The sequence below is a fragment of the Paenibacillus etheri genome (assembly GCF_001012825.1).
GTDB lineage: Bacteria > Bacillota > Bacilli > Paenibacillales > Paenibacillaceae > Paenibacillus_AQ > Paenibacillus_AQ etheri.
Genome location: NZ_LCZJ02000019.1, coordinates 338,461 through 355,248 on the forward strand (window position 1 = coordinate 338,461; position 16,788 = coordinate 355,248).

The 16,788-nt window shown below is 38.9% G+C and carries 18 protein-coding genes and 1 pseudogene; 4 read left to right on the top strand and 15 right to left on the bottom strand.

Translation table 11 applies throughout. From position 1 onward, the window contains the following. Window positions 1-625: 625 nt before the first annotated feature. The 3 genes from UQ64_RS32555 to UQ64_RS11175 form a co-directional block, all read right to left on the bottom strand. Window positions 626-760, bottom strand: a complete 135-nt coding sequence (locus tag UQ64_RS32555) for a hypothetical protein (protein ID WP_280818182.1) — start codon at window positions 758-760, stop codon at window positions 626-628. A 343-nt stretch (window positions 761-1,103) separates the two neighbouring features. Continuing rightward, on the bottom strand, window positions 1,104-1,499 hold the full coding sequence (locus tag UQ64_RS11170) for a YhfM domain-containing protein (RefSeq protein WP_060623541.1): 396 nt from the start codon (window positions 1,497-1,499) through the stop codon (window positions 1,104-1,106). A 184-nt stretch (window positions 1,500-1,683) separates the two neighbouring features. Then, complete coding sequence (locus UQ64_RS11175) at window positions 1,684-2,019, bottom strand: hypothetical protein (RefSeq protein ID WP_209445753.1); 336 nt, start codon at window positions 2,017-2,019, stop codon at window positions 1,684-1,686. Window positions 2,020-2,057: 38 nt separating this feature from the next. Here UQ64_RS11175 and UQ64_RS30785 point away from each other — a divergent pair, with 38 nt between their 5' ends. Both UQ64_RS30785 and UQ64_RS31620 read left to right on the top strand, forming a co-directional pair. After that, window positions 2,058-2,255 (top strand): hypothetical protein, encoded by a 198-nt coding sequence (locus tag UQ64_RS30785; protein WP_156417515.1) that lies wholly within the window; start codon window positions 2,058-2,060, stop codon window positions 2,253-2,255. Window positions 2,256-2,395: 140 nt separating this feature from the next. Next, window positions 2,396-2,638 (top strand): hypothetical protein, encoded by a 243-nt coding sequence (locus UQ64_RS31620; protein ID WP_209445754.1) that lies wholly within the window; start codon window positions 2,396-2,398, stop codon window positions 2,636-2,638. Window positions 2,639-2,942: 304 nt separating this feature from the next. Here UQ64_RS31620 and UQ64_RS11180 read toward each other — a convergent pair whose 3' ends face one another. The 3 genes and pseudogenes from UQ64_RS11180 to UQ64_RS11190 form a co-directional block, all read right to left on the bottom strand. Beyond that, entirely contained in the window at window positions 2,943-4,139 is a 1,197-nt protein-coding gene (locus UQ64_RS11180) for a Ger(x)C family spore germination protein (RefSeq protein ID WP_060623543.1), read from the bottom strand. Beyond that, entirely contained in the window at window positions 4,120-5,226 is a 1,107-nt protein-coding gene (locus UQ64_RS11185) for a spore germination protein (RefSeq protein ID WP_060623544.1), read from the bottom strand. The genes UQ64_RS11180 and UQ64_RS11185 overlap by 20 nt, the downstream gene beginning before the upstream one ends. A gap of 25 nt (window positions 5,227-5,251) precedes the next feature. Further along, window positions 5,252-6,791 (bottom strand): annotated as a pseudogene (locus UQ64_RS11190) (spore germination protein). Between the two features lie 432 nt (window positions 6,792-7,223). Here UQ64_RS11190 and UQ64_RS11195 point away from each other — a divergent pair. Continuing rightward, entirely contained in the window at window positions 7,224-7,565 is a 342-nt protein-coding gene (locus UQ64_RS11195; protein ID WP_082651077.1) for a hypothetical protein, read from the top strand. Window positions 7,566-7,861: 296 nt separating this feature from the next. Here UQ64_RS11195 and UQ64_RS11200 read toward each other — a convergent pair whose 3' ends face one another. From UQ64_RS11200 to UQ64_RS11215, 4 genes are all read right to left on the bottom strand, one after another. After that, window positions 7,862-8,947 carry an alkene reductase gene (locus UQ64_RS11200; RefSeq protein ID WP_060623545.1) on the bottom strand — a complete coding sequence of 362 codons (1,086 nt, stop codon included), beginning with the start codon at window positions 8,945-8,947 and terminating at the stop codon, window positions 7,862-7,864. A 44-nt stretch (window positions 8,948-8,991) separates the two neighbouring features. Then, on the bottom strand, window positions 8,992-9,690 hold the full coding sequence (locus tag UQ64_RS11205; RefSeq protein WP_060623546.1) for an SDR family oxidoreductase: 699 nt from the start codon (window positions 9,688-9,690) through the stop codon (window positions 8,992-8,994). 225 nt (window positions 9,691-9,915) lie between these two features. Then, on the bottom strand, window positions 9,916-10,311 hold the full coding sequence (locus UQ64_RS11210; RefSeq protein ID WP_060623547.1) for a TetR/AcrR family transcriptional regulator: 396 nt from the start codon (window positions 10,309-10,311) through the stop codon (window positions 9,916-9,918). 113 nt (window positions 10,312-10,424) lie between these two features. After that, a complete protein-coding gene (locus UQ64_RS11215) occupies window positions 10,425-11,426 on the bottom strand; it encodes an NADP-dependent oxidoreductase (RefSeq protein WP_060623548.1) in 1,002 nt (333 codons plus the stop codon). A gap of 211 nt (window positions 11,427-11,637) precedes the next feature. Between UQ64_RS11215 and UQ64_RS11220 the strand changes: the two genes are divergently transcribed. Further along, the gene (locus tag UQ64_RS11220; RefSeq protein ID WP_209445755.1) at window positions 11,638-12,225 is read left to right on the top strand and encodes a TetR/AcrR family transcriptional regulator; all 588 of its coding nucleotides are present in this window, start codon (window positions 11,638-11,640) and stop codon (window positions 12,223-12,225) included. A gap of 432 nt (window positions 12,226-12,657) precedes the next feature. On the opposite strand, the gene UQ64_RS11225 is transcribed toward UQ64_RS11220, so the two are convergent. The 5 genes from UQ64_RS11225 to UQ64_RS11245 form a co-directional block, all read right to left on the bottom strand. Then, window positions 12,658-13,425, bottom strand: a complete 768-nt coding sequence (locus UQ64_RS11225; RefSeq protein WP_060623549.1) for an ABC transporter permease — start codon at window positions 13,423-13,425, stop codon at window positions 12,658-12,660. Further along, window positions 13,422-14,195, bottom strand: a complete 774-nt coding sequence (locus tag UQ64_RS11230) for an ABC transporter permease (RefSeq protein WP_060623550.1) — start codon at window positions 14,193-14,195, stop codon at window positions 13,422-13,424. The genes UQ64_RS11225 and UQ64_RS11230 overlap by 4 nt, the downstream gene beginning before the upstream one ends. Further along, window positions 14,192-14,905 carry an ABC transporter ATP-binding protein gene (locus UQ64_RS11235; RefSeq protein WP_060623551.1) on the bottom strand — a complete coding sequence of 238 codons (714 nt, stop codon included), beginning with the start codon at window positions 14,903-14,905 and terminating at the stop codon, window positions 14,192-14,194. Before UQ64_RS11235 ends, UQ64_RS11230 begins: the two co-directional genes overlap by 4 nt. Before the next feature lie 92 nt (window positions 14,906-14,997). Further along, entirely contained in the window at window positions 14,998-16,005 is a 1,008-nt protein-coding gene (locus UQ64_RS11240; RefSeq protein WP_060623552.1) for a sensor histidine kinase, read from the bottom strand. Then, window positions 16,002-16,679, bottom strand: coding sequence for a response regulator transcription factor (locus UQ64_RS11245; protein WP_060623553.1), 678 nt, complete (start codon window positions 16,677-16,679; stop codon window positions 16,002-16,004). The genes UQ64_RS11240 and UQ64_RS11245 overlap by 4 nt, the downstream gene beginning before the upstream one ends. Between the last annotated feature and the right edge of the window lie 109 nt (window positions 16,680-16,788).

A 16,788-nucleotide genomic window follows, 5' to 3' on the forward strand; every position in this document is an offset into this window, starting at 1 on the left:
GAGCTTCATTGATTAGAACATGTAGCCTCCAAGTCCATTTCAATAATGGTTTTGGAGGCTTATTTATACTTATTGGGGGACTGCTGGTTTACTTGATCAATCTTCCTTACAGCTTAAACATCCTGAATGGCTTTGAGCTCTACTGTCACATCTCATCTATTTATTCAATATCATCAATATTAGACACTCCACATGTGTCGATTCCCGTCACTTAAACACGAATATGTAACTTTAACATTGTGGCTACTCTCACTTCAACTCTCCGCTGTACCAGTATGTGCGATACGCATCAGCTTGCAACTTTAATAGCTTCTTTCAATATCTACAATAATGAGGCTTGATCAATCCATACTCTAAGACACCGCTTTGGCCAGTAAGTAGAACCGGTGCTGTGTCACCTCAAAGTAACCTTGCCGTTCAATAAGCTGATGAATGCTGTATAGCTCATCCCTATACTTAGCAACTTCAAAATCAGGAACCTGCCACGGAGTCCGGAAACATTTTCGAGTCCCGAATTCTCTCTTCTAAACTTAAATCACCCCATATAACGATTAATGGAAGATCAAGTTTTTCGCTTAAGTACTGAAGGTATCCATCGGTCTGCGGCCAATCAAACAATTGTTTTTTAGTCGTATCTTCTGGATCTCCATCGACTCGCATATGGACAAGCTTGATTAATATGATAGCCGTGAAGGGCTACAAGCGCCGTTGCGATACTATCTACCCCACCCGACACATTGACATGAACTTCATCATTCATGAAGCGGGAGCATCTCTGAAGGCAACTCAGTAAGTACATACTGCTCAGCTGCACGACTAATATCTACCGGATCCACTTTATGTCCTCCTACAGGCACAAAAAAACCATGGAACGCAATAAGACACCAAACAGGTGTCTATCGTCTCCATGGCAAAATAAGCCTTAATATTTATGAACTGGTTGTGTTCCAGTACAACTCCAACTCTGTCGAATCACTAACGACAAGAGAAAATTCGATGAATCATAATATAATATAATTACCAAATTTACAAATATTCGTCAATAAACTGCAATTTACTACAGAAAAATGATTTTTCTAACATTATAACCTTTTAATCAAATATTATTCTCTCTTTTCTTTACTTAAAAGATCAGCCAGCTCTACAGCATTCTTATCTTTTAAATCCAGCATTTTTTCGCTATTACTATTTTTAATCAGAAATCCATTTTTGGCTTTAAGATCCATATATAGGCTGAAATCGACAATTTCAGAATCAGCGTAAGTAACAGTCATTCGATAGGATGGTGGACCCACATCTACAGCACCGCGTACTTTTTTAACAGTTCTTATAGCGTCTTCGAAGATGCGAATACTTTCACTGTCAGTGTAAGTGATTTCCGTTGTTTCGGACACAAGACTAACGCTAACAATCTCTTGCGTGGGTTTGACTAATACAAAAACTAAAATTAATATCAATATAATTATCAGTGAAATTGAAATGATGCTAATTTTTTTCATAACTACCTCCTTACTGAAGAAAGATGGAGACTGATCATTCAGTCTCCATAATAAATTTATAACTCATTTGAGTATGTGTTGGCAATTTCATTAAGTAAATTATCCCTAACATTATTATCTCGTGTTATAAAAGTTCCTAGTTTATTAGTAGTTTGAGTTTCTTTATATCTATCATTTATCATCTTTATTTTTTGTGATCCAGATTCGAATAAACTATTTGATTCAAAGTGTAATAATCTTGTAGATCGCCTGTATCGTAAAAAGTTGCTATATGCTTTCTATTTTCAAAATCATCTATTGGTGATGCAATAACTACGAGGTCTGAATAATTTGATAATTCCGATAATGTGCCATAGCTTTCATATTGCGTTTCAACGTTAATCTCATTTTGATTAGAAGTATATGTGTTGAAGGAAGCCATTAACGCAGGTCCTCCATAGAGTGATCTTAACTCACTAAGATCGTAGCTTGAAGGAGTGTTGATGTCTCTATTGAGAGATGGATTTTTCCCTTCAGTCATTAGCAATGTACTAAGTTGAGCACTTGCATGTCAGCCATATGATGCGTACTTTAAATCCGATGATTCCCGATTTAGAAAATGATCCTAGAATCATCATGCTTCACCTTGGCGGTATCACATTAAAAGACTGGGTGTCTTCAAACTATCTTAAAACATTAGGGATTCCTGAAGTCCACATATATGACCGCGATGAAGGTGCTCAACCAAAAGTACATAAAGGAAGTAAATATGGTTAACAGCAAGGGGAATGGTTCAACTGCTTTTAATCGCTGTATCCGTTCACGATTAAAATGGTGGAGATTATGGATATGCTTCAAATCTGGAGTTTCTACTTCTCGTACTGTCAAAGAATCATTTAGTTAAGTTCCACTGCGGAATGGCTGAACATAGGTGGGCAGGGTTACGAGGGTATTTCGTCTTTCGCACAGATCTCCCAAGTAACCTCATCCAACGTACGCTAGCCTTCTATGAAGTTCGTGTTCCCCAAACCGGAGATTTGTCACTGGCTTACTTCAGATTCCACCTCACGGTGGACACCTTTGCCTTAAGCTTATGGCTACTACTGCTTTTGCCATTCGGACTTAAACCTATAGATAGCGCACATGTCAGGCTCACATAAAGAAGAAGCCGCGATATACGCGGCTTCTTCTTTATCACCTTTTATGTCTAGGAGACCTTCCCATGCCATTTGTATGTCATAGCGGACTTACCTGGAATGGTAACGTTAAAGCTTTGGCTTCCCCACTGGATTTTTACATTCCGTGGAGAACTGGAAGAACTATAAGAATTGGGCACGACAAAAACTTACTAAAATGACCTGTTTAGGGCTATATCCCGTCTTAGACGTAGTTGTGTTCTTAAACATCAATCGTGTGAAGTATGTCCAACAACCATGATCACACTTAATTATTGAACATGAGACATCAATTACCTACCGTCCCATAGTCTTTGATGGTTAATTTTACCTCATACTTGATCGGAACTTTACTAAATGTTTGATCCCAATCCTTTTTGACCTTTTCCCATACGTAAGGGTACTCAATTCTCAATTTATTTCCGAACCCAGAAACGTCTACTTTGTATTCCTGTTGTATTTTTTCTAATACATTCTTCACCAAACTCTCCACCTTTTTTTCAGCAGCTTTTTCGGCTCTTTTCAGAAATTCATTTTTAAATGCTTCCTCCGAAACAACCCAATTTTCAGCAATTCTTCCTTCTGACTCGATTTTTATATTAAATGAGATGCTGTCTCCATCAACATAAGGTATAATTTTACTTTTCATTTTCAATACTTCGTATATAACTGGCTGAGCTGTCTCTTCATCAAAGCTTTCAACTAAGCCGCCTTTCCCCTTTCCGGTTATCCAGGTTAAACCCTGTAATTCCTCTTCATTCAAGAAACCAAGCAATTTTTTTGTCTTTCCTTCAATCACGGCAGCTCCTGCAAATTTATTTTTCCCATTCTCCGAGATCACATTTTGCAAAAGAAAACTGGATCCTGAATGCAACTTTCCCTCTAATTTGGCCAGTATCATAGGAGGTGAAATCTTTGTGGTTCTTTTGTGACCTTGTATAATTTCAACGAGTTGATATGCTGGTATGACTTTTGGTTCCTTCGATTCTAGTGTTATACTTGCACGGTTTTTAGCGATTAGAATGAAACCACTTGGTCTCATCTCCATTTCCCTAAGATAAAAATCCAAAATCTGTTGCAGATTCAAAGTACGTGCAAGATCCTCTCCAATGACAATCACTTTTGAATGTTCGGCAAAAGCACGTTTGTCGATTCTCAATATCATATTACGTAAAGTTGGAAGGATGGCATCGCCTGTTTCAGAAACGTTTTTGTAAGCTTTTTGTTGTGATCCACCTCCTTTTGTTCCATTTCCAGTTGTCTCTGAGGTGACAAATTGATTGGTTATAATAAACAGATACCTGTCTTCTTGTTCCAACTCTCCCTCTCCCCCAACACCTCCTCCTTTTTCTAAATCCATCGCAGTACCTGCAACTAGGCCCAAGCTTTCAATTTCTTTACTGCTCCAGCATCCTGAAAGAGGCAGGAGTATAAGAAATATCAGCGAAACCAAGAAGAACCGTACATTATGATGACTTAGTTTCATGCTTTTCACCCTTCAATCTCGAAATTGAAAGTAAGATTAGTGGCAGGACGCCAAATAAAAATATGGCGACATTACCAATTGTACCGCCAAGTTTAAATAGATCATTGATATTTTTCGGAAACATAGCAATTATGTAAATAATCGGTATCAAGCCATATATAAATGGTTTAATGTTCTTTTTGAAGAGTTGAGCTAGCCCTAACGCAGCCGCATAGTAGGTGATGGTAAAAGTTGAAAATATTTGCATAATCCAAATCACAAGCAACAAAGACTCAAATCGTTCGAAAATTAAACCGGTGATTTCAAAACTTCGCATAAGATCAAGTGTAGGCCATGTCCTTGTGACCACTCCGTCCACAGATAAGGCTCCTATTACCATTACAACGGTTAAAACGTAAAAGATCAAAGGGATGGATATCCCAATTAGAACGACTTTTACGGCTTTGTCAGGCTGTTTCAAAAACGCTACAAGGAGCAACATAATTTCAGGACCTAAAAATGCGAGTGTGGCTGTCTTTATCCCTTTTAACATGGGTAGTATTCCCAAACCTAAAACCGGGCGAAGATTATCTATCTCAAATATTCCTAAGCTCATAAAGGTAACCAGCAAAAAAATGATGATCGTAATAGGGAATATTATTTCAAACATACGGGCGATCGGGTTTATCCCGCCTATGATCAGATAGAAGCCTACCCACAAAAACGGCAGGATGATACCCCAGGTGGGAGTACCTTCCAGCAAAAAAAAACCTGTTACTTCTGCCATTGTTCTGACTTCATATGCTGAAATTGTAAAAAAGTAACAAACAATAACTAAACTAAGGAACCCGCCCACCCATTTACCCACAATTTCTTGGCAGTATTGATAAAAAGTTTTTCCCGGAAATTGCTGGCTTAATTTCACGATGATTACCCCTCCGATCATAGCGATCAGCCCTCCTAAAAAAACGCTAATCCAAACATCTGGCGTTTTCACCTTTTCCACTGATAATCGGGGCAGGGTGAGAATCCCCGCTGCAAGAATATAATTGACGAGGATAACAACTGCTTGTGAAGACGTAATTCGATCTTTTGAACTGTTTATCATGGTTGGTTATTTCCTTTCATAGCGACTATCCTTTGCGAATGGAATCTTTCGTATACATTATCTTGGACGGCGTTTCTTCATCATAAGTGGTATACGAACCATAAATTTTTTCCAATCACTTACTCGAAAAGGAACGATCGGACTGATATAAGGTACACCAAAACTCTTCAACTTCACCAAATGGCTGCAAACGAAAAGGAAAAACAGAACAACCCCGTATAATCCATACATAGCAGCGAAAAACATGGCTACAAAACGAAGCATACGTAATGTAATCCCTGCGCTATATTGTGGGATGGCAAAGGAAGAAATGGCAGTTAACGCCATTACAATCACCATAAATGGGCTGACAATCCCTGCTTGTACGGCAGCTTCCCCAATGACTAGCCCGCCGACAATCCCAATTGTCGGGCCAATAGGCTTAGGTGAGCGTAGCCCAGCTTCCCGAAAAATTTCGATGGCTACTTCCATTATCAGTGCTTCTATTATTGCGGGAAACGGAACTCCTTCCCTCGTTCCCATGATAGATAAGGCTAGTTTGGTTGGTATTAATCCCTGGTGAAACGATACAAACGAAATATAGAAGGAAGGTCCAAAAAGAGAAATAAAAGCGGCAAAATAACGTAATAGGCGGAGGAGAGAAGTAGGTAACCAACGCTCATAATAGTCTTCTGGTGAATGCAACAGCATACTAAATGTAACCGGAACGATCAAGGCAAATGGCGTCCCATCTAACAAGATCGCCACTCGTCCTTCCATCAAGGCACTAAAAACTCGGTCGGGACGCTCCGTACTCTGTACTTGTGTAAAAGGACTGAGGTAATTATCTTCGATCAGTTGCTCTACATAGCCTGATTCCGGTACATCATCAATATTTATTTTTTTGATTCTGTCCTTAACCTCTTCGACCAAATCAGGGTCAGCAATGTCTTTGATATAGGCAATGACCAGTTCTTTTTTTGTACGCAGTCCAACTTGAAAATTGATGATTGATAAGTCACGATTATCACCATGCTGTCGCAAAAGGGCAGTATTATCACTTAAAGTTTCTGTGAAACCTAACCGTGGACCTCTAACCAATACCTCCGAAACTGGTTCTTCAATATTTCGTGATTTCCCTTTGGTTGTACCGAGAATTATCACATTCGGCACTCCATCTACTAACAGTGCAGTCGACCCTGTTAATACTTTGGACACCAAATTATTTAAGTCATGTACTTCTGTTAATTCACTAATGGAAAGGATTTGATTTTTAATAAACTCGTTTGATATGACCCCTTTTTCAGAAAAACTCTCCATAAGTGATTTCATAATGTGTTTGTCGATGAGCTCTTTATCTGACAATCCGTCAACAAAAATGACTGCTGCGCAAACGCCTGTTCCTCCTATGTGAAACTCTCTAAAGTTAACATCTGAGTTATGACCGATTTTTTTCCTCACAAGTTCAAGATTCAAGGTGAAATCACTAGTAAAATGCTCTGATAGTTCTTGAGAAGACTTCGATACTTTCTTCTTTTGACTTTCAAAATCAAGTTTCTGTTTCATCTTTTATTCCACCATTTCATTTTCATTAATCTTCTTTGAAGTACAAATCCAATTAAAAAATTTTGAAATAATATACGGAATGAAAAATGCGATAAAACCCTGCATAAAAACTTTCCATTCCGGAAGGTATGAAACTAAAACTTTCCACATTTTAATCACCCTGTTAGGCTAACATTAGGTAGTCTACAGTTGAATGTTCATATACAAACACCGATAGAAGTTTGAAAAACCTATAACTCATTATTATCTGAGTAACAGCAGTTTAAACATCAAACATCTAAATTCTCTGATACAGCCTTATAAGCTAATATCTTTCAAGTAAATGATTTTCCCATATTATCCTTGATAAAACGGTATCTGACTTTTGCAATCAAGGGAAAAATTTACATGTTTAATTTCATATTGATTAAACCAATCTAATTTAAGATTGTAAAATACAAGGAGGTAATAAAATGTCATACCAATCCACGCAACAAATTAAAAACTCTATTCAACAGCTAATTCATCAAACGGAGCAGGCAAGTCAGAATTACCAACGGTTGCTTCAACAAGAACAGCAAAATGCTCATCAGTTAGATCAATTAGCTCAACGTGAAAGACAAGCTGCTAATACGATTCAATCGGCACTTCAAGGACATCAAGTTGCTATCCAGCAATTACAATCAATGATTCAAGTGTGTAACCAAATCGAGAGTAACTCCAATAATTTCATGAGTAATAACAACGCACATATAGGATATAACCAAAACTATGCAAATCAAGCAAGTACGGGTTTAGGTTTCACCAACCAATGATCGTTAATTCAAACAAAAAGAAGCTCTGTTGTTTCAGAGCTTCTTTTTGTTTGAATTAAATCGATAAAGTCGAAAAATTTGATTAAATCTAAAAAACATTAAACAACGACTTCAGTCTAATACTTTTTTTTCTGAACATAAATCAGCAATAGTACCACGTACTTTTCCTTTGTCGATTCCAACTAGCAAATCTTCATGCATATAACAAAATGATTATCCTCTGCTTCTGCAACCTGATCAGGATCAAAACCCGTACCGTTCTTCCTTAAAAGGCTAATGGATAACTTTTTAGTAATCTAATACTTAACCCTTTTGAGATCTAATTCTTTCAGCGTAGGATAGTCCGTATACCCCTTACTTCCAATTCCGAAAAATGTTGTAGGATCTGCTTCATTCAATGGAGCTCCTAATTTTAGCCGCTCGACTAAATCCGGATTAGCTAATGACCATGCACCGACGGGTACCATATCAGCCAAACCATTATCAAGATCAATACTTAGATCTTCCAGAGCACGTCCAGCCCGATTGACTAATAGTGGATTTGTCCAAATGGAACGAATATCATGGAGCAGTTTTTCGTTTCCGAGGTGCATTACATGGAGATATGCTATTTCCAGTTTAGCTAACTCTTTTACAAGGTAGAGATACAGTTCTGGACCTTGTTCCCCATCTTGAATTCCCCCAAGAGGTGTCCCTGGTGAAATACGGAAACCGGTTCTATCTGCTCCAATCTCTTCGACGATGGCTTTCGTGACTTCAATCGCGAAACGAGCACGATTTTCAATAGATCCTCCATATTCATCCGTCCGTGTGTTCGAATTTTCTCCGATGAATTGATTAATGAGATATCCATTAGCTCCATGAATTTCAACGCCATCCGCACCACCTTCAATAGCTGCTGCTGCTGCTTTACGGAAATCGGAAATGGTCGTTTGAATATCCTCTTTACTTAATTCGCGCGGAACAGGTATATCCTGCATTCCTGTGGCCGTAAACATTTGAACACCGGGAGCAAGGGCTGATGGTGCAACGGGTTGACGATGATGGGGTGTATTGTCAGGATGTGACATACGACCGGCATGCATTAATTGGATGTACATATTTCCACCTGCTTCATGGACCGCATCCGTAACCTTTTTCCACCCTTTTATATGCTGTTCGGTATAAATCCCAGGTGACCATAGGTATCCTTGACCATCATCAGAAGGCTGTACGCCTTCCGTTATAAGGAGTCCCATAGATGCTCTTTGAGCATAATAAAGGGAACTTAAATCTCCCGGAGTACCATCTTCTTCTGCTCTGCTGCGTGTCATTGGTGCCATCGCTAATCGATGTGGCAGTTTCAAGTTCCCAATTTTTGTTTCACTCCATAAGTTATTCATTTTGTACACACCTCTTTATAATTAATTTAACAACGAAACTGTGATTAAGTAAGATGTGGGTATAGCGCAGGAACGCCGCCGGCAAGTGCACCTTGTAACATACGGCTGTTATCATCAGCAATAATTTCAAAACTGCCAGATTCGATGCCATCAATAGCTTTTTTTGCAATATCTGCAGGGTTGGATTTGGGAGTATCTAAGCCGGTTGTCATGTCTGTCTCCATAAAGCCCACATGCAATCCTGATACTCTTACATTACGAGGATACAAGTTTAAACGTAAATCGTTCGTCAATGCCCATTCTGCAGCCTTTGCAGCTGTATAAGCACCTACAGTTCCTGAACTAAACCAAGATAAAGCGGAAAGAACATTTAAAATGGAGCCTCCCCCGTTTTTTTCAATGATCGGTGCAAAAGCACGAACCATGGATAGCGTACCGAAGAAATGTGTATCAAATTCCAACTGTATTTTTTCCACATCATCTTCCAGCAAAGAGGCTCCAGTAGATGATCCTGCATTGTTAATCAAAAGCGTAACATCCTTAGCGATTAAAGCTGATGTGGCAACCTCTTGAGGGTTGGTGATATCAAGCTTTACTGGTGTAACACCTGGAATATCAATCGTTTCCGGATTTCTTGCAGCAGCATAAACTTTAGCACCTCTAGATAAAAGTTCAAGGGTGAGCTGGCGGCCAAAACCTCGATTTGCTCCAGTGACAAATGCAACTTGTTTAGAAATGTTCATGGTATTAGCTCCTTTTATTCTTTACTTGAGTAAAGTTTCTTTTTATAAAGTTCTAAGGTTAGAAGGGCCTCATCATACGGGAATGATCGTTCTAATAATTTCAAAAAAACTAGACCATTTTATGAAGATAATCTTAATGCAAGAGAAGGAAGAGTAACGTTTTGAGAACGATCATACTAGAAAGTGCATAGGGAATTATATGATAATATTAAACATACTAAATAATTATTTAGATAAGAGTTTAATCGATACGTCGGCTATATGGTGTAGCTTTTCTTTACGTATGGAGGTTTTGGTCATCACTCGTAACCCTACATAAACAGCATGTAGATGATCCGCTTGATCACTGGCATCATAATCTGAGCTGAACTCCCCATTCTGCTGTCCCCACAGAATAATATCTTTGAACAGCTGCTCTGATAATATAAATAATTCTGTGGTCTTAAAAATAAGCTGAAGTGCCTCAGTTGCAGTCTTAGAACGTTTAACTTCTCCTAAGAGGTCAGCACTTACTTTATCGTGAATTCGGTCCATTACTTTAAAAAATAGCGTATGCTTGTCGCCAAATGTGTCATATAAACTTCTTCGTTGAATTCCCATATGCTCAACCAGTTCCGTCATAATAATTAATAATAATTCCTAGTAAAATTACTCTCGTATTAATTTGATTTAAGAAGCATTTAACCCCAAGTATGCGTAATGAAATCCAGAGCAGCCTTCATTGGATACTCTCCTTAAAATTGGATAATGACTTTTCCTTTGGGGTGACCTGTGGCAACGAGAATCAGAGCTTTGTTAATATCTTCAATATGGAATTCTGTGGGATCCACCGCTGGAACAATCCCGTTTTCTTCAATAATTTTTGTAATTCTTTTTAATTGTTCTCCATCACTGCGAACAAAAATGAAATGATATTGAATTTTCTTCTTCTTGGCTTTGTGGTCATACTTGGCTCCAGCAATCGCGAAGAGCTTTTGTTTCCAACCTGACAAGCCCATAGCCTCGGCGAATCGTTTGTTAGGACCGGTTCGCAAAGAAAGAAGGCGACCACCTGCTTTAATAATGGAAAGTTCATGATCAAATTCGCTTGGTCCCAAGGTATCAATCACATAATCAAGATCTCTGAGTTGTTCCCAATAGTTCTCGGTCGTGTAATCAATGTATTGGTCAGCTCCAGCCTTCATTGTCCGTTCACGTGCTTGTGGATTACCACTGACGATGACCTTGAGCCCCATGCTTTTGGCAATAGGAATAGCCATTTGGCCAAAAGAACCAGAGCCCCCGGGAATAAACACACTTTCGCCAGCATTAGCAGCTAACTCTTCATGCAAACCTTGGTAAGCCGTCAATCCTGTTAAGGGCGCAGCCGCGCCGGTTACAAAATCCAGATTAAGAGGTAAATTTGCGATAGCATCAGCATTAATCGCCGCGTATTCTGCAAATGCACCAATTTTTTGTAAGGGTAGGCGTGAATAAATTGCGTCACCTACTTTGAAGCCCTGAACTTTTTCGCCAACCTTTTCAATAATACCTGTGAGCTCGTTACCGAGTACCAACGGGAACTCATAATCCTGGATTAACTTCACGCTCCCAGTAGCGATAAGTAGTTCCAAATGATTAACCGCGGCTGCTTTCACCTTAACCAAGACTTCGTTATCACGTATCCCCGGAATCGGGATATCGTTCACTTCAACTTTGAACTGTTTAGAATATTTTGTAATCTGCGCGGCTTTCATAATTTATCACCTCATATACACAAATGATTAGTTACATTTTTGTTTATTTGTAACTCTCTCGATTAGCATAATCTCCATGGTTACAAAAGTCAACAATTGTTACTGAGTGTTGTATTATGCTATACTACAGGCAAGTTTATACACTATGATTAATGAATTCATTAAAGAAAGAAGGGTTGGCAGCACGGTGTTACGCTGGGCTTGATTACAAATGATTGCTTCAAAATGCCCATTTCACCTGCCACAACAAATGGCTAAAATCACACAAAAGCTAATTATTGAAACAGCAGAGGCATTAATCGAACGAACGGAAAAATCCGAAGTGACGCTCTCTCAAATTGCCGATGAATTAAGTATCACTCATGCAGCGCTCTATAAACATTTTAAAAATAAGCAAGAACTCTGGGCAGCTGTGTCTAAAAGCTGGTTCAACCGGATGATTTCAGAACAAATCAAAATAGACACAACTAATTTAACCACACCAAGGGATGTGCTCCACGAGTGGCTCTGGTCCTTTGTTAACGCCAAAAAACGCGCTTACAACGAAAATCCCAAAATGTTTGCCCTTAATACACAATATGTGGACAGCAATCCATTGGTATTACGTGACGTTCTCTGGGACTCCTACCAAATTATCGATGGCTTCATGGACTATCAAGATCCCCACTTAGAGCGGGCCGAGGCAATTCTATCAGCGTTTGCGGTATTTAGTCTCCCTTCCTTCAAAGAATCATGGAATTTACCAGACTACCAAGATAGGTTTGAGCGTATCTGGAGTTTAATAAAGGAGGGGCTTTAAATGAAATTTTCTCTGGTTGGCTGGTGTATAAGATTTCATATTACGAATAGCATTCTTCATGCTCCTAAAACAAATGAACACAAATCCCTTAACCCATATGGTTAAAGGATTTGTGTTCGAACTACTTACGTTAATTATTTAAACACACTACCGGTTCTTATTCTCCAGTATTTTTGCGATAATTGAAGTCCCATAACCATCGTAATAATCAGAAACATAATTCAGGCTGCTCTATCGTATCCAAATGATTGGAGATATTCTGACCGTTACCGAACAGATTATTTTCACCTTGGCTTAAGTCCACGCTATCGATTGCACCTACTGGCTTAGTTGCATTTTTTAGAATGGGTTACGAAATCTATAAATCGGTTTAAGCCAATCCTTATCCAAAGGGAGCAATTCCTTATTTTCTCAAAATGATGAAACCTAAAATTAGGCATCTCGTTTACGGTAAAATACAATAGCTACTGTAATAAAGCTCAGTGTCCATATCATTGAAATACCTGTTCCTTGCATTGGAGTAAGAACATTTAATTCATCGGAGGAAGGCGGCATATACATATATGATCCTGCCGTATCCGGAAAAAAATTTAAATAATTTTTAATACTAGGTAGAAAAACTCTAGTCAATGGACTGACAATGAAATAATAACCAAGCAGTACCACTAAAGCAGGAGTGGTTCGTCTTAATAAAGCACCTATAGCTGCACTGAGAAGTGTAGTTAATGTTAGATAGCCTGTTGCACCTAATAATGGTTTTATCATTGTGTCAATTTCAATCACTTCAGCTGTGTCTCTCATCATAATAAAAGTATAGAGTATACCTGATGCAGCAATAATAAACGCCACAGGAATGGTTATAATCACCAATGCCAAATGCTTCGCGGATAGTTGAAACCCACGCCAAGGTATCGTAGTTAAAGTAGTTCGAATCTGTCCACCAGTATACTCCGAACAAGTAGCTAAGATTCCAAGAATAATGAACCCTGCTTTAAGATATCCCATAGAAGCAAGTCCTATATTCAGTATACTTTGCGTTCCTGCTGCACCTTGTAGACCTGCAGAAGTAAAAGCTGCAGCTAAAGCCAAATTAAGAATGAATGTACCCATAAGAGTGAGCCCTATCAATGGTAATGTAACTAATTTATCCAGTTCAGCACCAAGGATTTGTGTTATCTTTCTACTAGATGAGACACTCATGCTGCAACGTCCCTCCTATGGAATACAATAGCTGCAGCAATAAAAATAACGACTACCCAGGCAAGCATGACTAAACCGCCTGTGAATGGGGTGTTATATCTGACGAATAAACTGCCTGTGAACGTGTCGCTTGTAAACATAAACATTTCTGCGCCAGCCCTATCCGGTAAGTAAACCGCCAACTTTGTAACCCTATACAGCAGGACACTAAAGGATACAACGGATGAATTTATCATAAGCACAGCAAGCGGGATGATGCCATTTTTGGTTAGCAAAGTAATCCCAAGTGCTAAAAGAGCAGTAAATGTCCAGTAACAAATTGCACCGATAAGTCTTTGCCATTCAAATGCAGGGGCATATTCACCAAGAACAAGATGCGTTGCTGACACAGTTGTCATAATAGCAACAATACAAAGCAGTATGCTGATCACAGTCACAGCACCTGCTTTTGCCAACAAAAAATGAAGTCGGGATGAAACAACCGTTAAACTCGTTGTAATCTGTTGTCCTCCACCAGATTCACTGCTCTCTGTCAAATACTCACTGCTGACAGCAAGCACACCAAGAATAATGACACCTTGCACACCAAGAACTAATCCAATATAGCCAACTTCTGATAGCCGTGTGCTAACTCCAGCTATAATCTCCTCTTTTTCTGCTATACTGTCCAAGGCGGCAATGACCGCTGGGGCAATTGCTCCAATAAGAAAGGCAAGCCAAATGCCCGGCAGGGAGAACAATTTAGATAGTTCCGCGTTGAATGCTCTCATACAACAGCACCTGCAATTTCAGATGTCAGGGTAAAAAAGGCTTCCTCTAACGTGGAATGGTTACCTATAACTTCTTCCAATGTTCCATCTGCAACGATTGTTCCATGCTTAATAATCACCACATCATCAACCGTCTCTGCAAGCTCTCCCATTAGATGACTGGATAGTAACACCGTGTTTCCAGACTGAGCACGCTCACGTAAAAATGTACGAATCCACCGAATTCCTTCTGGGTCAAGCCCATTTACGGGTTCATCTAAAATCAATATTTTTGGATCACCAAGTAGTGCAGCTGCCATTCCAAGTCTTCTTCCCATACCAAGAGAATACTTCCCAACTCTTTTCCCAGCGGCATTAGTAAGACCTACAATTTCCAGAACTTCCTCGACACGTGAGTTAGACAATCCTGCAGCACGTGCAATCCAACGCAAGTGTGCCCGTCCTGTTCGCATACGATGAGCTCCAAATCCATCAAGTGCGGCACCTACTGTTGCTAGAGGATTATGTAATTCTGCGAATGGCTTTCCATTAATTAGTGCACTCCCTGAGGTAGCGCGATCTAATCCAAGCAGGATGCGAAGTGTAGAACTTTTACCTGCCCCATTTGGACCTAAAAAACCAGTTACTCTACCTGGTCTAGCTTTAAAACTGATACCTGATAAGATCTCTTGATTTCCGCGATGTTTGACTAAGTTATTAATTGTAAGCAACCATAACACTTCCTTTCTGTTATGGTTCTAATTATAAAGAAGCAAAGTTACATCTCGGTTATCCTGCTGTTTACTTCTGGGTTAACTTTAGGTTAAGCTCTACCAATAGCTACTCTTGTGCCATTATCATTTGATGTAAAGTCAGCTTTCAGCTTCATTTTTTTCAACATATAATTTGATGTCGATAAACCAATCCCCGCCCCACGCTCATAGGAAGAGTTATTCATACCTGGACCTCTGTCTGCAACAATGATTTGTTCTTTTTCTACATCAACCACAATATTTACATATTTCCCCTCTGCTGCATGACGGATAATATTCTGGAATAAATTATCCAGAATCCGTGTCATCCATTTAGGATCTGCTTCCCAATAAAAAGTCTCTTCTGTCGGTAAATCAATATCTAACTGTATTTCTTTTTCTTCAAATACAGGATACCACGCAGCAACAGATGCTCTTATTAATCGTCCAATATCTGTTGAAGTGGGTTCAAAGGGATATTTCCCAGATGTAAGCAATGTATATGAAAGTAAATCATCCATTAAATCTCCGACTCTTGTAATCGTATGGTTTATCTCTGTTAATGAGCTTTGTCCTTTTACACTTATGGATTCTTTATTTAATCTGGTAACATGTCCTCTCAAAATGGTAAGAGGCGTTCGTAAGTCGTGAGACAAATTCGCAATGAGCCTATGTCGTAGTAATTCTTCTTCATATTCTCGCTTGCGACTGTCTTCAAGCTGCTGGATCATCCAATTAAAAGAACTTCCTAACTGGTCTATTTCATCCATACGATCACTTTGAACAGATATTGGTTTAGGAAATGAGTTATGATTGGCTGAATATGACATGGCTTCCTGTAGGCGGGTAAGACGTTTTCGAAGTCTCAAGAAAAACAGCCAAGAGATTACAACGAATGCGACTATAATAAAACTAAACAAAAGTAGTGTAACGTAAAATAGATTTAACGTATTGAGCTTTGCTCCATTAATAGAAGACCCAAAGAACGCAGAGAAGAAAATAAGTACAATTGGAGGCAAAAAGATAAATAGAAAATGCACTTTTAGAAAACGGCGAAATAATGATCTGGTCTGTTTCATAGCTTCACCCGATAGCCTATTCCCTTCAACGTTTCAATAATCTCTGGGGAGTCTGGATAACGTTCCAACTTTTGACGAAGTCGATGGATATGTACCATTAATGTTTTATCACCTGTTATATAAGCTTCTTCCCAAAGGGCTTCATAGATTTGTTCTTTTGGTAAAACTTGATTAGGGTGGCGTAAGAAGTACATTAAAATTTGATGTTGTTTCCCTGTCAAAATAATTTCTTCTCCTGTGCGTTTGTCAAATACCATTTGAACTTCTGGATCTACTTCAATATAATGCCCTAATGAAATACGCTCGGATTGTGTTCCGCCACTTCGACGGATTAATACTTCTAATCTAGCAACTAATTCATCCGTATGGAATGGTTTCGTTAAATAGTCATCAGCAAATTGTAAACCCTCTACCTTATCAACTATCGATGTTCGAGCAGTTAACAGCAAAATAGGAACAGCAGGTGCTACCTTTTTTAATCGTTTTCCTACAGTAAATCCGTCTAAACCGGGTAACATGATATCCAAAATAACGATTTCATGCTGATTCACTTCTTTTTCGGCTCCTTCACCAGAAAGCAGCCACTGAACTGAAAATCCTCGCTGTTCCAATTCTTCTTTTACCCAACTGCCTATTTTCTCATTATCTTCTATATACAATACATTTCTTTTCAAGTAACATCCCTCTCTCTACACTGAGTTTACTATTAGACAGAATAACACAACCTAAAAAATAGTAGCACGTTGATTTCTATATTCGATTTGAAGAGCTTCAATAGCGGCT

What these genes read in the sequence shown, in the direction of transcription:
- UQ64_RS11180 (WP_060623543.1), bottom strand. Translation starts at nt 4,139, where the DNA reads ATGAAACTAAGTCATCATAATGTACGGTTCTTCTTGGTTTCGCTGATA.
- UQ64_RS11175 (WP_209445753.1), bottom strand. Translation starts at nt 2,019, where the DNA reads ATGACTGAAGGGAAAAATCCATCTCTCAATAGAGACATCAACACTCCT.
- UQ64_RS11240 (WP_060623552.1), bottom strand. Translation starts at nt 16,005, where the DNA reads ATGAAACAGACCAGATCATTATTTCGCCGTTTTCTAAAAGTGCATTTT.
- UQ64_RS11215 (WP_060623548.1), bottom strand. Translation starts at nt 11,426, where the DNA reads ATGAAAGCCGCGCAGATTACAAAATATTCTAAACAGTTCAAAGTTGAA.
- UQ64_RS31620 (WP_209445754.1), top strand. Translation starts at nt 2,396, where the DNA reads ATGGCTGAACATAGGTGGGCAGGGTTACGAGGGTATTTCGTCTTTCGC.
- UQ64_RS11185 (WP_060623544.1), bottom strand. Translation starts at nt 5,226, where the DNA reads ATGATAAACAGTTCAAAAGATCGAATTACGTCTTCACAAGCAGTTGTT.
- UQ64_RS11230 (WP_060623550.1), bottom strand. Translation starts at nt 14,195, where the DNA reads ATGAGAGCATTCAACGCGGAACTATCTAAATTGTTCTCCCTGCCGGGC.
- UQ64_RS11220 (WP_209445755.1), top strand. Translation starts at nt 11,638, where the DNA reads ATGATTGCTTCAAAATGCCCATTTCACCTGCCACAACAAATGGCTAAA.
- UQ64_RS11200 (WP_060623545.1), bottom strand. Translation starts at nt 8,947, where the DNA reads ATGAATAACTTATGGAGTGAAACAAAAATTGGGAACTTGAAACTGCCA.
- UQ64_RS11205 (WP_060623546.1), bottom strand. Translation starts at nt 9,690, where the DNA reads ATGAACATTTCTAAACAAGTTGCATTTGTCACTGGAGCAAATCGAGGT.
- UQ64_RS11170 (WP_060623541.1), bottom strand. Translation starts at nt 1,499, where the DNA reads ATGAAAAAAATTAGCATCATTTCAATTTCACTGATAATTATATTGATA.
- UQ64_RS11210 (WP_060623547.1), bottom strand. Translation starts at nt 10,311, where the DNA reads ATGACGGAACTGGTTGAGCATATGGGAATTCAACGAAGAAGTTTATAT.
- UQ64_RS30785 (WP_156417515.1), top strand. Translation starts at nt 2,058, where the DNA reads ATGATGCGTACTTTAAATCCGATGATTCCCGATTTAGAAAATGATCCT.
- UQ64_RS32555 (WP_280818182.1), bottom strand. Translation starts at nt 760, where the DNA reads ATGAATGATGAAGTTCATGTCAATGTGTCGGGTGGGGTAGATAGTATC.
- UQ64_RS11225 (WP_060623549.1), bottom strand. Translation starts at nt 13,425, where the DNA reads ATGAGTGTCTCATCTAGTAGAAAGATAACACAAATCCTTGGTGCTGAA.
- UQ64_RS11195 (WP_082651077.1), top strand. Translation starts at nt 7,224, where the DNA reads ATGTCATACCAATCCACGCAACAAATTAAAAACTCTATTCAACAGCTA.